This window comes from Flavonifractor hominis (assembly GCF_040095835.1).
Classification (GTDB): domain Bacteria; phylum Bacillota; class Clostridia; order Oscillospirales; family Oscillospiraceae; genus Flavonifractor; species Flavonifractor hominis.
In genome coordinates, this window is record NZ_JBBMFT010000003.1 from 278,366 (window position 1) to 290,593 (window position 12,228).

General features: G+C 62.0%; 13 protein-coding genes. 9 read left to right on the top strand and 4 right to left on the bottom strand.

Annotated features, from left to right (window positions below):
- Nucleotides 1–47 precede the first annotated feature (47 nt).
- From WMO45_RS07270 to dsdA, 5 genes are all read left to right on the top strand, one after another.
- On the top strand, nt 48–1,238 hold the full coding sequence (locus tag WMO45_RS07270) for an FtsW/RodA/SpoVE family cell cycle protein (RefSeq protein WP_349139914.1): 1,191 nt from the start codon (nt 48–50) through the stop codon (nt 1,236–1,238).
- Nucleotides 1,239–1,362: 124 nt separating this feature from the next.
- On the top strand, nt 1,363–1,914 hold the full coding sequence (locus tag WMO45_RS07275) for a helix-turn-helix domain-containing protein (protein ID WP_349139915.1): 552 nt from the start codon (nt 1,363–1,365) through the stop codon (nt 1,912–1,914).
- A 218-nt stretch (nt 1,915–2,132) separates the two neighbouring features.
- The gene (locus WMO45_RS07280) at nt 2,133–3,584 is read left to right on the top strand and encodes a Na+/H+ antiporter NhaC family protein (protein WP_349139917.1); all 1,452 of its coding nucleotides are present in this window, start codon (nt 2,133–2,135) and stop codon (nt 3,582–3,584) included.
- Between the two features lie 22 nt (nt 3,585–3,606).
- Nucleotides 3,607–4,371, top strand: a complete 765-nt coding sequence (locus WMO45_RS07285; RefSeq protein WP_349139918.1) for an alpha/beta hydrolase — start codon at nt 3,607–3,609, stop codon at nt 4,369–4,371.
- A gap of 49 nt (nt 4,372–4,420) precedes the next feature.
- A complete protein-coding gene (gene dsdA / locus WMO45_RS07290; protein WP_349139919.1) occupies nt 4,421–5,749 on the top strand; it encodes a D-serine ammonia-lyase in 1,329 nt (442 codons plus the stop codon).
- A 70-nt stretch (nt 5,750–5,819) separates the two neighbouring features.
- Here the strand turns inward: dsdA and WMO45_RS07295 are convergent, their stop codons facing one another.
- Genes WMO45_RS07295 through WMO45_RS07305 form a run of 3 tightly spaced genes read right to left on the bottom strand, consistent with a single transcriptional unit; the run spans nt 5,820 to nt 8,310 of the window.
- Nucleotides 5,820–7,673: a heavy metal translocating P-type ATPase gene (locus WMO45_RS07295; protein WP_349139920.1), complete on the bottom strand. Its 1,854-nt coding sequence runs from the start codon at nt 7,671–7,673 to the stop codon at nt 5,820–5,822.
- 31 nt (nt 7,674–7,704) lie between these two features.
- Nucleotides 7,705–7,923 carry a heavy-metal-associated domain-containing protein gene (locus WMO45_RS07300; RefSeq protein WP_349139921.1) on the bottom strand — a complete coding sequence of 73 codons (219 nt, stop codon included), beginning with the start codon at nt 7,921–7,923 and terminating at the stop codon, nt 7,705–7,707.
- A gap of 24 nt (nt 7,924–7,947) precedes the next feature.
- Entirely contained in the window at nt 7,948–8,310 is a 363-nt protein-coding gene (locus tag WMO45_RS07305) for an ArsR/SmtB family transcription factor (RefSeq protein ID WP_349139922.1), read from the bottom strand.
- A 165-nt stretch (nt 8,311–8,475) separates the two neighbouring features.
- Here WMO45_RS07305 and WMO45_RS07310 point away from each other — a divergent pair, with 165 nt between their 5' ends.
- The 4 genes from WMO45_RS07310 to WMO45_RS07325 all read left to right on the top strand — a co-directional run bounded on the left by WMO45_RS07310 (nt 8,476) and on the right by WMO45_RS07325 (nt 11,036).
- Complete coding sequence (locus tag WMO45_RS07310; RefSeq protein WP_349139923.1) at nt 8,476–8,784, top strand: ArsR/SmtB family transcription factor; 309 nt, start codon at nt 8,476–8,478, stop codon at nt 8,782–8,784.
- On the top strand, nt 8,772–9,653 hold the full coding sequence (locus WMO45_RS07315) for an NAD(P)/FAD-dependent oxidoreductase (RefSeq protein WP_349139924.1): 882 nt from the start codon (nt 8,772–8,774) through the stop codon (nt 9,651–9,653). Before WMO45_RS07310 ends, WMO45_RS07315 begins: the two co-directional genes overlap by 13 nt.
- Nucleotides 9,654–9,658: 5 nt before the next feature.
- Nucleotides 9,659–9,973, top strand: coding sequence for a thioredoxin (trxA, locus tag WMO45_RS07320; protein WP_349139925.1), 315 nt, complete (start codon nt 9,659–9,661; stop codon nt 9,971–9,973).
- A 163-nt stretch (nt 9,974–10,136) separates the two neighbouring features.
- A complete protein-coding gene (locus tag WMO45_RS07325; protein WP_349139926.1) occupies nt 10,137–11,036 on the top strand; it encodes an NAD(P)/FAD-dependent oxidoreductase in 900 nt (299 codons plus the stop codon).
- 58 nt (nt 11,037–11,094) lie between these two features.
- Here WMO45_RS07325 and WMO45_RS07330 read toward each other — a convergent pair whose 3' ends face one another.
- Complete coding sequence (locus WMO45_RS07330) at nt 11,095–12,165, bottom strand: ABC transporter substrate-binding protein (RefSeq protein WP_349139927.1); 1,071 nt, start codon at nt 12,163–12,165, stop codon at nt 11,095–11,097.
- Nucleotides 12,166–12,228 lie beyond the last annotated feature (63 nt).

A 12,228-nucleotide genomic window follows, 5' to 3' on the forward strand; every position in this document is an offset into this window, starting at 1 on the left:
AAAAAAGATGGTAAACTAGATTGATTTCTCGCGAAGGAGGTATACCGTTGTCCTGGTTCAGCGATTCCATACGGGAGTTTTTCCGGCGGGGCGACCGGCTGCTGCTGACCCTCTGCCTGCTGGCCAGCGCCTTTGGCCTGGTACTCATATACAGCGCCACCCGTTGGATGGACCCGTCGGAAGGCCTGCGCTGCATGCTGGTCCAGACGGCTGCCATCCTGCTGGGCGTGCTGGTCTATATCCTCATGTCCTCGGTGGACATTGAGCTGTTCACCGAAAAATCCTGGAAGTGGCTGCTGGCCTTTAACGTGGTGATCAACGTGCTGCTGCGTACGCCGCTGGGCGTGGAGGCGGGCGGCAACCGCAGCTGGCTGCACATTCCGGGCTTCCCGGTGAACCTCCAGCCGGCCGAGATCGCCAAGCTGACCTTTGTTCTTCTGCTGGCCTGGCAGATGTGTCGGCTGCGGGAGCGGGACATCAGCCGGCCGGCGTCGGTGTTCCAGCTGGCGGGGCACACTCTGTTCATGTTCGGCATCATCGCGGTGACCTCGGGCGACTTCGGGATGGGGCTGACCTATCTGTTCATTTTTGTGATCATGGCCTGGGCCGGCGGCGTCAAGAAGCGCTGGTTTTTGCTGGCCGTGGTGGTGGCAGTGGTGGGCGTGGTGCTCATCTGGCCCCATGTCAGCGACAAGTATTTCATGAAGCGCTTTACCGTGGTCATCGACCACCTGATGGGCAATACGGAGACCCTCTACGATCAGACCCAGGGGACCGGCTGGCAGCAGACCCGCAGCATCCTGGCCATCGGCAGCGGCGGACTCACCGGTATGGGGTATCTCAACGGCATCCAGACCCAGAGCGGGTATGAGCAGTCCCTGCCCGCCCGCTACACCGATGAGATCTTTGCCGTCTGCGGGGAGGAGTTCGGCCTGGTGGGCTGCATGCTGCTGCTGCTGCTGCTCTCCTGCATCATCCTGCGCTGTGTCTGGGTGGCCCGGCGGGCCTGTTCGCCCCAGAGCGCCTTCATCGCCATGGGCTATGCCGGCATGCTCATCGCCCAGGTGGGGGTCAACGTGGGGATGTGTCTGTATGTGTTCCCGGTGGTGGGGCTGACGCTGCCCTTCATCAGCTACGGCGGCTCCTCTATCGTGACCATGTTCGCGGCCATGGGCATCGTCTCCAGCATTAAAATGCGCTCGCTGCCCAGCTGGCTGCGGGACCGGAGCCGGATCTAGACAAAAGAGCAACGACCGTGCGGTCGTTGCTCTTTTTGCTTGGGGCAGGCCGTTGCAATCCGGCTTCAGGCTGGTATAATAAAATAGCATTGTTGTGCGACAGAAACGAGCAGGAGGTATCGGTATGCAGGACATCAACATCGGCGCAAAGGTCCAGGAGTTTCGCCTGCAGAGAAAGCTGAGCCTGCGCCAGCTGGGAGCCAAGGTCCATCTGACCCCTTCCATGCTGAGCCAGATCGAAAATAACGTGGTCAATCCGTCCATCAATACCCTCAAAGAGATCGCATGGGCCCTGGATGTGCCCATGTTCAAATTTTTTCAGGACACGACCCTTCCGGAACGGATGATCGTGCGCAAGGGACAGAACAAGCAGATCGGCAACCCGGGCGCAGAGGTGTTTTATCAGCTGCTGACGCCAGACACCAGCGGAAACATCGAATTTTGTCTCATGGAGATCCCGCCCCACTCCGCCTCGTCCGACGTCCCCCACGAGCACAACGGGGAAGAGGTGGCCTATGTGCTGGAGGGCACGGTGGAGATTTACATCGGGACCCGCAAGGAGCGCATGGAGGCCGGGGACAGCATTCGGATCCCAGCGTTAACTGCACATAAATGGTCCAATGGGGAGCAGACCCCCGCACGGGTGGTGTTTGCCGTGACGCCGCCAGGATTTTAACTAAAAATAGGTGAATGGATAAAGGCAATACCCACAAAAATAACCAATCGTTTTATGTATAATAAACAAACGTTTAATATTATTTAACAAATGGATTGACATTCCTTCGACGTGATGTTTAAATACACTTAACAGCTGCAAGGCTGAGAAGAGGCCCTGGAGCGCAGTGGCGCCGGCGGTCCTGGGGCGGAGAGAACACACAACGGGAGGAATGAACTATGGCAACCGAGAAAAAACTGGAGTTCATAGGCGGCAACGGCACATCCCTATTGCCATTCATCGTGTTCATCGTCATCACCATCGGGCTTTCCTTTGTGAATGCGGCGGATCTGAACATGATGATCGCCTCCGGCGTGATCGGATTGATCGTCGGAATGCTGTTTTGTAAGAACAAGACGATGTATTGGGACTTTATTCTGGATGGACTGGGCGACAAAATGGCTATGACAGCCGTATTGATCTGGCTGATCGTGGGCATTTACGGCACGATCCTCCGGCAGGGGCAGCTGGTGGAGGGGCTGGTGTGGCTCTCCGTGAAGCTGAACCTCTCCGGTGCGGCGTTCTGTGTGGCGGCCTTCCTGTTTTCCGCGGCCTTCGCGCTGGCCACCGGCGCGGCCTTCGGAACGGTGGCGGCCATGACCCCCATCCTGTATCCGGTCGGCATCATCATGGGCTGTGATGCGGCGGTCCTGGGCGGCGCCATCATCTCCGGCGCCATCTTCGGCGACAACATCGCCCCTGTTTCGGATACCACCATCGTTTCCACCACCGGGCAGCTCTACCGCAACAAGCCCGGCTGCGCGGAGATCGGCGGCGCGGTGAAAGACCGCTCCAAGTATGTGCTGCCGGCATTTGTCGTCTCCGCGGTGCTGTTTTTCCTCTTTGGCGGCGCCAAGGGCGGCGCTGGGCTGGACGCCTCCGTGGCCGAGGGCCTGGTGGCTTCCCACCAGAACCCCGCCGGCCTGCTGATGCTCATCCCCACTGCGGTCGTCATCATCATGGCCGTTACCGGCAAGAATCTGTTTGTGACCCTGCCGGTGGGCATCATCGTGGCGGTAGTCGTGGGCCTGGGCGCCGGGCTGTTCGGCGTGAGCGATCTGTTCCATCTGGAGAACGGCGTGGCCGCCGGCGCGCTGCCCACCGGTGTGGCGGGCATGCTCAACGTGTGCATCCTGCTGATGGTCGTGGTCTCCATGGGCAACCTGCTGATCAAGAGCGGCTTTATGGAGCAGCTGGTGGAGCGGCTGTCCCGGAACATCAAGACCACCCGCGGCGCCGAGCTGCTGATCTTCCTCTTCTCCACGGCCTTCTCCGTGCTCATCAGCGCCATCAACACCATTCCCAACATCTGTGCCTCGCCTCTGGTCAATGCGCTGGGGCAGAAGGCCAAGCTGCATCCCATCCGCAGAGCCAATTTCCTGGCGGTGGCCTGCGACTCCTTTAACGCCTGCATGCCCTTCGGCGGCTCGGTGCTGCTGCTGCTGGGCTGCATCAAGACGCTGGCGGCCGATGCCAGCTACATCACGGTCCCCTCGCCCAATGCGTTCCTGACGACCTGCTTCTATCCCTGCGTGCTGTGGGTGGTCATGCTCATCGCGGTGCTGACCGGCTGGGGCCGAATCTATGAGGGCAAAAACGGCGAGCCTGTGAAGGAACTGCCCAAGGACTGACGGGTAAGGAGACGAACGGGATATGATGGAAGCGACGATTCTCAACAGCCGGGGCAAGGACATGCTCTGTCTGATCGAGTATAAAGATCCCTCCGTGCGGGGGAAGCGGGTCGTGCTCTACAAGCACGGCTTCTGCGGCAACAAGATCGCCCCTCACCGGATGATGGCCAATCTGGGCCACCAGCTGGCGGAGGAGGGCTACACGGTCATCCGCTTTGACTGCGTGGGCGCCGGCGACAGCGAGGGCGACTGGTCGGATATGACCATCTCCGGTGAGATCCAGGACCTCAAGCTGGTGCTGCACTGGATCCGCCGGGAGCTGTGCCCGGAGAAGCTGATGGTGATCGGCTACAGCATGGGCGGTCTGGAGACCGCGGTGTGCTGCCGGGAGGTGCCGCTGGACGGCATCCTGTTCTGGAGCCCGGTGAGCCAGGCGGTGGACTGCTTCCGCCACCTTTTGGGGGAGGAGCGTTTTGCCGCCGGAATGGGCGGACAGAACGTGGATTTCTGCGGCGACCGGGTAGGCAAGGAGTTCTTCCAGGACTTGGAGAGCCCGGCGCTGGACGGCCTTGCGGCCATCCGGGGCTTTGAGAGGCCGGTGTTTCTCATCCACGGCAGCGCGGATACCGATGTGCTCCCCGAAAATTCCCGGCGGTATATGGACGTACTGCCCGGCGCGGAGCGCCATCTGGTGGAGGGCGCGGGCCACGGCTACGATGGCTGGGCGCTGCAGGACGAGCTGTGGAAGTGGTCGAAGGAGTACATACACCGGATCATGAACAGGTAGGTCAGACCGCAGGCGGCAAAAACATAGGACAGCGAGGTAATTGGAAAAAATGAATATAGAGCAGTTGGAACAGGCCCATCCGATCCTCCGGGAGATGGCCCGGGGCCAGGAGGTCACGTGGATCAATCCCGATCTGGCGGATGTGGAAACGGCCATGCGGGGCGTCACCCTTTCCGCGGACGATGTGGAGCAGGCCGAGCAGCGCCTGCAGCGGTTTGCGCCCTTTATCCGGGCCAGCTTTCCCGAAACTGCGGCCACCGGCGGGCTGATCGAATCGCCCCTGCGGGCGATCCCCGCCATGCAGGCGGCCCTGAACCGGGAGGGGTGCGGGCTCCGCGGCCGGCTGATGCTGAAGATGGACAGCCATCTGGCGGTGGCCGGCTCGGTGAAGGCCCGGGGCGGAATCTACGAGATTCTGAAGTACGCGGAGGATCTGGCCCTGTCCCATGGGAAAATTACGCCGGGGGAGAGCTATGAGCGCTTTGCCGCGCCGGACATGAAGCGCTTTTTCTCGGACTACTCCGTCCATGTGGGCTCCACCGGGAACCTCGGGCTGTCCATCGGCATCATCAGCGCCGCGCTGGGTTTCCGTGTGAACGTACACATGTCGGCCGACGCCAAGCAGTGGAAAAAGGACCTGCTGCGGGCCAGGGGCGTCAACGTGATCGAGTACACCGGCGACTACGGCAGAGCGGTGCAGGAGGGCCGGGCTCTGGCCCAGCGGGATCCGGAGAGCTACTTTGTGGACGATGAAAACTCCCAGAATCTGTTTTTGGGATACGCCGTGGCCGCCGGCCGGCTGCGCCGCCAGATGGAGGAGCAGAACATCGCCGTGGACCGGGACCACCCGCTGTTTGTGTACATCCCCTGCGGCGTGGGCGGCGCTCCGGGCGGCATTACTTTCGGACTCAAGCAGATCTACGGCGACCATGTCCATGTGTTTTTCGAAGAGCCCACCCAGGCCTGCTGTATGGCGCTGGGCATGATCACCGGACTGCACAACGACATCTGCGTTCAGGATATAGGGCTGACCGGGCGGACCGAGGCCGACGGGCTGGCGGTGGGCCGCCCCTCCCGGTTCGTGGGCAAGACCATCCGTCAGATGCTGGCAGGGGAGTTCACGGTGCGCGATGAGAAGCTCTATCACTATATGAAAGAGCTGATGGACACCGAGGACATCTTCATCGAGCCCAGCTCCTGTGCGGCGTTTGAAGGGCCCGCCCGTCTGTGCAGGGATGCGGCCAGCCGGGCCTTCCTGGATCGGATGGAGCTGACCGGACGGCTGGATGCCGGTACCCACATCGTCTGGGCGACCGGCGGGAGCCTGGTGCCGGAGGCGGTCCGGCAGGAATACCGGCAGAAAGCGCAGCAGGCGTAACCATACCGTTTGAACAAACGATCCCCCCAGCAGGGCCTTATCGGACCCTGCCGGGGGGATCGTTTTGGATTCAGCGCCGGCTGCCCAGGCGCAGCGCGCGCATGGCGTTGAGAATGGCAATCACCGATACGCCCACGTCGGCAAATACAGCCTGCCACATGCTGGCCTTCCCCACGGCGCTGAGGATCAGCACCAGCAGCTTGACCGCCAAGGCAAAGGTGATGTTCTGGCGCACGATGGTCAGGGTGCCCCGGGCGATGGCGATGGCGTCGGCCAGCTTGGAGGGCTTGTCGTCCATGAGCACCACGTCGGCGGCCTCAATGGCGGCGTCCGAGCCCAGCGCGCCCATGGCGATGCCCACGTCGGCCCGGGAGAGGACGGGGGCGTCGTTGATGCCGTCGCCCACGAAGGCCAGCGCCCCCCGGGGGGAAAGCTGCTCCAGCAGCGCCTCCACCTGGCGCACCTTGCCGTCGGGGAGCAGCTGGGCGTGGACCTCATCCACCCCCACCTCCCGGGCGATGGCCTCGCCCACTGGGGCGGCGTCGCCGGTGAGCATAACGGTGCGGCGCACGCCGCAGGCCTTCAGAGCGGCCACTGCCTGGGCAGCGTCCGGCTTGACGGCGTCAGAGATGACGATGTGCCCCAGGTAGGCCCCCTCGCAGGCCACGTGGACGGTGGTCCCCACCCGGTGGCAGGGGTGCCAGGACACGCCCAGCTCCTCCATCAGCTTGTCATTGCCCACCCAGACCGGGCGCCCGTCCACGATGGCGTGTACGCCCCGCCCGGAGCGCTCCTCCACGCCGGAGACGCGGGAGGGGTCCAGCTCCATACCCCAGGCCTCCCGCAGGGAGCGGGAGATGGGGTGGTCGGAGTAGCATTCGGCCAGGGCGGCCAGCTCCAGCAGGCGGTGCTCGTCACAGTGGTCGGGGTGGATGGCGGTGACGTTGAACACCCCCTGGGTCAGGGTGCCCGTCTTGTCAAAGACCACCAGTTCCGTCCTGGCCAGCACCTCCAGATAGTTGCCGCCCTTGACCAGAATACCGTCCCGGGAGGCCGCGCCGATGCCGCCGAAGAAGGACAGGGGCACGGAGATGACCAGGGCGCAGGGGCAGGAGACCACCAGGAAGTTGAGGGCCCGGTGGATGGAGTCCACCCACGGGATGGCGCTCACCAGCGGCGGCAGAACGGCCAGCACCACGGCGGCCAGCACCACGATGGGGGTATAGTAGCGGGCAAAGCGGGTGATGAACTGCTCCGAGCGGGCCTTTTTGGCGCTGGAGTTCTCCACCAGATCCAGGATACGGGAGACGGTGGACTGCTCGAAGGCGCGGGTCACACGCACCCGCAGAAGGCCTGAGAGGTTGACGCAGCCGGAGATCACGTCGTCCCCCGGCTGGACCGGGCGGGGGAGGGACTCCCCGGTGAGGGCGGCGGTGTCCACGCTGGAGGAGCCCTCCAGCACCACGCCGTCCAGCGGGATGCGCTCCCCGGCCTTGATGACGATGACCGCCCCCACGGCCACGTCCTCCGGGTCGGCCTGACGCAGCTGTCCGTTCTCCTCCACGTTGGCGTAGTCGGGGCGTAGGTCCATCAACGAGGCGATGGAGGCCCGGGAACGGCCCACCGCGTAGCTCTGGAAGAGCTCGCCCACCTGGTAGAACACCATGACGAACACGGCCTCGGGGTATTCCCCGGTGGCCAGAGCGCCCACCGTGGCCAGGGCCATGAGGAAGTTCTCGTCAAAGACCTGGCCGTGGGCAATGTTGCGCACGGCCCGCCAGAGCACATCCCAGCCGACCACGGCATAGGGGATCAGGAAAGCGGCCAGCCGCAGCGGACCGGAAAGGGGCAGCGCCAGAAACAGGACAAACAGGGCCGCGCTGATGAGGATGCGCGCCAGCATCCGGGTTTGCTTTTTACTCATGGGGCATCGCTCCTTTGAACGAAAGGTTCGGTTACAGGAGGATTTTGCAGTCCGGCTCCACCTTCCTGCACAGCTTGACGGCCTGGGCCAGAATGGCGTCAAAGCGCTCGTCGTCGGCGTCCAGGGTGAGCTTTTGGCTCAGAAAGCTGACGCTGACGGCGTTTACCCCATCCAGCTTGGCGATGGCGGCCTCCATCTTGGCCGCACAGTTGGCGCAGTCCAGATCCTGCAGTTTAAAGTGCTTTTTCATGCAACGGTCTCCTTTTCACAAATATTATTCCGCCACGTGCTCCATACCCTGGTCCAGGATGGTGCGCACATGTCCGTCGGCCAGGGAGTAAAACACGGTCTTGCCTTCCCGGCGGTATTTGATCAGCTTGCTCTGCTTCAGTGCCCGGAGCTGGTGGGAGATGGCCGACTGCGTCATGCCCAGCAGCTGGGCGATGTCGCACACGCACATCTCCGATTCAAACAGGACATACAAAATCTTGATGCGGGTGGAATCGCCGAACAGCTTGAACAGCTCGGCCAGATCGTACAGGATCTCTTCGTCCGGCATATTCTGGTTGACCTGCTCCACGATATCCTCGTGGACGTGGATGTAGTCGCAGTGTTCCGCCTCTTTGGGAGCGGTCATGGTGTCACGCCCTTTCTAATCTAACATATGAACAAATGCTCATATATGATTATACGCAGAAGTTAGGGCGTGTCAAGGAAAAAATAAAAAAAGCAAAAAAACAGTTGACATATTCAAATATTTGAATATAATAATATTAGAAAAAACGAATGAGAGGTGAGACGCATGCAGGACGAAGCGGCAGTCTATACCGAGAAGGCGGAGTTGCTCAAGGTGCTGGCCCATCCCGTGCGGCTGCGGATCGTCCGCGGGCTGCTGGTGTGCGGGTGCCGCAACGTGGGATGTATGGAGGCCAACACGGGTCAGTCCCAGTCCTGTATCTCCCAACATCTGATGCGCCTGAAGGCCGCGGGAGTGGTCAAGGCGGCCCGGTCGGGCAACGAGGTCTATTATGAGATCGCAGATCCCCAGGTGGCGGGCGTGATCGCCGCGGTATTTGGGGACCGGGAGGAGGATTACCAATGTACGATATAGCCGTGGTCGGCGGTGGTCCGGCGGGATTGTCCGCCGCGGTCCAGGCCCGGGCGCGCAACAAGTCGGTGCTGCTGGTCAGCGGCGACGTGCGGGACAATCCGCTCTACCGGACCGAGCGGGTGGACAATTACCTGGGGTTTTATAACCGCAGCGGCCGGGAGCTGCTGGAAGCCTTCCGCAGCCACGCCGATGCCATGGGGGTACAGCTCCGGGAAGGCCGGGTGCTGAATATCCTGCCTGTGGGCGACACATTCTACCTGAGTATCGGCAGTGAGGTGGAGCAGGCCCGCGCGGTGGTGCTGGCCACCGGAGTGGCCCGAGGGCGCAAGTTCCCCGGGGAAGCGGAGTATCTGGGCCGCGGCGTGAGCTACTGCGCCACCTGCGACGGGATGCTCTACCGCAACCGGGAGGTTGTGGTGGTGGGCCGGGCGGCCGACGCCCCTCACGAGGCCAACTACCTTCGGGAGCTGGGGTGCAAGGTGACCTACGTCAGCGCTCAGCCGCCGGAGGGGCTGCGCCCGGACATTCCCTTTGTGAAGGGGAACCGGGTGGAGATCCAGGGCGGTCGGAACGTGGAGGCCGTCCGGGTAGATCGGGCGACCATCCCCTGCGAAGGCGTATTTATCCTGCGCTCCTCCATGGCCCCGGATGATCTGATGACCGGCCTGGAGCTGGAAAACGGATATATCCGCACCGGGCGGGACGGGGCCACCGCCATCCCCGGGGTCTTTGCCGCCGGGGACTGTACCGGCGTTCCCCTGCAGGTTTCCAAGGCCGTTGGGGAAGGCCAGGTGGCCGGACATCGGGCCGCAGAATATTGCGATGCACAGCAAAGAGAAGAAAAAACAGAAGATAAAGAAAGGATGTAACGAATATGGCTACCATTCATCTGACCAATGACGCATTTGACAAGGCGGTTTCCAACGGACTGGCCATGGTGGACTTTTGGGCTTCCTGGTGCGGTCCTTGCAAGATGCTCTCCCCGGTGATCGAGCGCCTGGCGGAGCAGTATGAGGGCAAGGCCCTGGTGGGTAAGGTCAATGTGGACGATGAGCCCAACCTGGCCATGCGCTTCGGCGTGATGAGCATTCCCACGGTGGTGTTCCTCAAGGACGGCAAGGAGATCGACCGCAAGGTGGGCGTCATGCCGGAAGCCAGCTACACCGCGGTGCTGGATCAGAACCTGTAACAAGCGCGGAAAGGCGCCTCCCCTCTGCGGGGAGGCGCCTTTGTTTTGCCATAAGAGAAAGAAATGATTTTATAAGAAATCATCATTTTACTTTATGGTTCTTTCCGCGTATAATGAAGGCACAACAAACAGGACAGGCTTTGAAAAAAGGAGAGGATCCAATATGTACGATATCATCATCATCGGCGCCGGCCCTGCCGGGATCAGCGCGGGGATCTACGCGGTCAGCCGTGGCCGTCATACTCTGGTTCTGGAGCAGAATGAGGTGGGCGGCGTCATCGGAAAGGTCTCCACCGTGACCCACTATTCGGGCATCCTGCCTCAGGAGACGGGGGCGACCTTCGCCGCGCGGCTGCGGCAGCAGGCGCTGGATGCCGGGGTAGAGCTGCGGTATGAGCGGGTGACGGCGGTCTGCCTGACCGGAGAGGTCAAGCGTGTCACCACCGAGCAGGGCGAGTATGAGGCCCGCCGCATCATCCTGGCCAACGGCACCACCCCCCGGAAGCTGGGGATTCCCGGGGAGGAGACGCTTCGAGGCAAGGGCATGGCGCTCAACGCGGCCAAGGACGGCCCGGCCTACCGCGGCAAGCACGTCTATGTGGTGGGCGGCGCCGACGGCGCGGTGAAGGAGGCCCTCTATCTGGCCGGGATCGCCAGCCGGGTGACCATCGTGCATTTTGAGGATACGCTGGGCTGCATCGCTGAGTTCCGTAGGAAAGTGGAGCAGAGCTCCAATATCGAGGTGCGCACCGGTACCCGTCTGGGCGGGGTGTACGGCCAGGACCAGGTGGAGGAGTTGGATCTGGTCTCGGTGCGGGACGGCAGCGTGGAGCGGGTGTCGGACCCCGGTTGCGGCATCTTCGTCTATGCGGGCGCCGAGCCCAACACCCAGCTGTACCATGAGCTGGAGCTGAAGGACGGCTATATCCCGGTCAGCGAGACCATGGAGACCGCCATTGCCGGTGTGTATGCCGCCGGCGATATCCGGGTCAAGCAGGTCCGGCAGGCGGCCACCGCCGTGGCCGACGGCGCCATTGCCGGCATCAACGCCGCGGCGCAGTAATACAGGCAGATAGAAAAGGACCCCCGATGTGTGACATCGGGGGTCCTTTTTTCATGGCTCAGTTGGAGGCCAGCATCATGCGGGTCCACTCGGAGTCGTAAAGCGCCAGGGTCTCCTGGGGCAGGTTCTTGAAGCTCTCGCACTGGGCGAGGATGTCCGCGTCGGGGTAGGCGTAGGGGTCGCCGGAGACCTCCGGGTCCAGCTCCTCCCGGACGGAGAGCAGGGGGGAGGAGTACCAGATCTCCTCGCAGTTCTTCAGGCCCACCTCGGTGGAGCACATGAAGTTGATGAAGGCCTCGGCGTTCTCCTTGTTTTCCGCGCTCTTGGGGATGCACATGGCGTCCACGTAGAGGTTGGTGCCCTCCTTGGGCAGGCAGAAGGCCAGATCGGGGTTGACCTCGGCCATGGTCAGGTAGTCGCCGTAGTAGTAGGCGCCGATGGCGGCGGAGCCGCCCTGCATCTTCTCAAAGATCTCGTCCATGACATAGCTCTGGACCAGGGGCTTCTGCTGGATGAGAAGGTCCACGGCCTCCTTGATCTGGGCCTCGTCGGTGGTGTTGTAGGAGTAGCCCAGGTACTTCAGGGCCACGCCGATGGCGTCCCGGGAGTTGTTGAACATGAGGATCTGACCGGCATAGTCCTCGTCGAACATGATGCTCCAGCTGTCAGGCACCTCATCCACCATGGTGGTGTTGTAGATGATGCCCAGCAGACCCCACATATAGGGCACGCTGTACAGGTTCTCCGGGTCGTAGTCGGGATTCTTCAGGGCCGGATCAATGTCCTCAAAGTTCGGGATATTGGCAAAGTCAAGCGGCTCCAGCATATCCTCTTCGATCATACGGGAGATCATATAGTCGGAAGGAATGACCACGTCGTAGCTGGCGCCCTCGTTTTTGAGCACGCCGTACATGGACTCGTTGCTCTCAAAGGTGTTGTAGTTGACCTTGATGCCGGTCTGGGCGGTGAATTCGTCCAGCACCGACTCGTCGATATACACACCCCAGTTATAGACGTTGACGACGCCGTTGCTGGCGGAGCCGGAATCACTGGTGGTGGAGCCGCAGCCGGACAGTACCAGGCTGAGGGAGAGCGCGGAGGCGGTCAGGAGTGCGAGAGACTTTTTCAATTTCTTTCTTTATCCCCTTTCGAACGGATGATTATAACAGACCGGGGGGACCCGGTGTGTTAC

Coding starts and splice junctions, on each gene's coding strand:
- dsdA (WP_349139919.1), top strand. CDS start 4,421: ATGAATATAGAGCAGTTGGAACAGGCCCATCCGATCCTCCGGGAGATG.
- WMO45_RS07310 (WP_349139923.1), top strand. CDS start 8,476: ATGCAGGACGAAGCGGCAGTCTATACCGAGAAGGCGGAGTTGCTCAAG.
- WMO45_RS07285 (WP_349139918.1), top strand. CDS start 3,607: ATGATGGAAGCGACGATTCTCAACAGCCGGGGCAAGGACATGCTCTGT.
- WMO45_RS07295 (WP_349139920.1), bottom strand. CDS start 7,673: ATGAGTAAAAAGCAAACCCGGATGCTGGCGCGCATCCTCATCAGCGCG.
- WMO45_RS07275 (WP_349139915.1), top strand. CDS start 1,363: ATGCAGGACATCAACATCGGCGCAAAGGTCCAGGAGTTTCGCCTGCAG.
- WMO45_RS07280 (WP_349139917.1), top strand. CDS start 2,133: ATGGCAACCGAGAAAAAACTGGAGTTCATAGGCGGCAACGGCACATCC.
- WMO45_RS07315 (WP_349139924.1), top strand. CDS start 8,772: ATGTACGATATAGCCGTGGTCGGCGGTGGTCCGGCGGGATTGTCCGCC.
- WMO45_RS07305 (WP_349139922.1), bottom strand. CDS start 8,310: ATGACCGCTCCCAAAGAGGCGGAACACTGCGACTACATCCACGTCCAC.
- WMO45_RS07300 (WP_349139921.1), bottom strand. CDS start 7,923: ATGAAAAAGCACTTTAAACTGCAGGATCTGGACTGCGCCAACTGTGCG.
- trxA (WP_349139925.1), top strand. CDS start 9,659: ATGGCTACCATTCATCTGACCAATGACGCATTTGACAAGGCGGTTTCC.
- WMO45_RS07325 (WP_349139926.1), top strand. CDS start 10,137: ATGTACGATATCATCATCATCGGCGCCGGCCCTGCCGGGATCAGCGCG.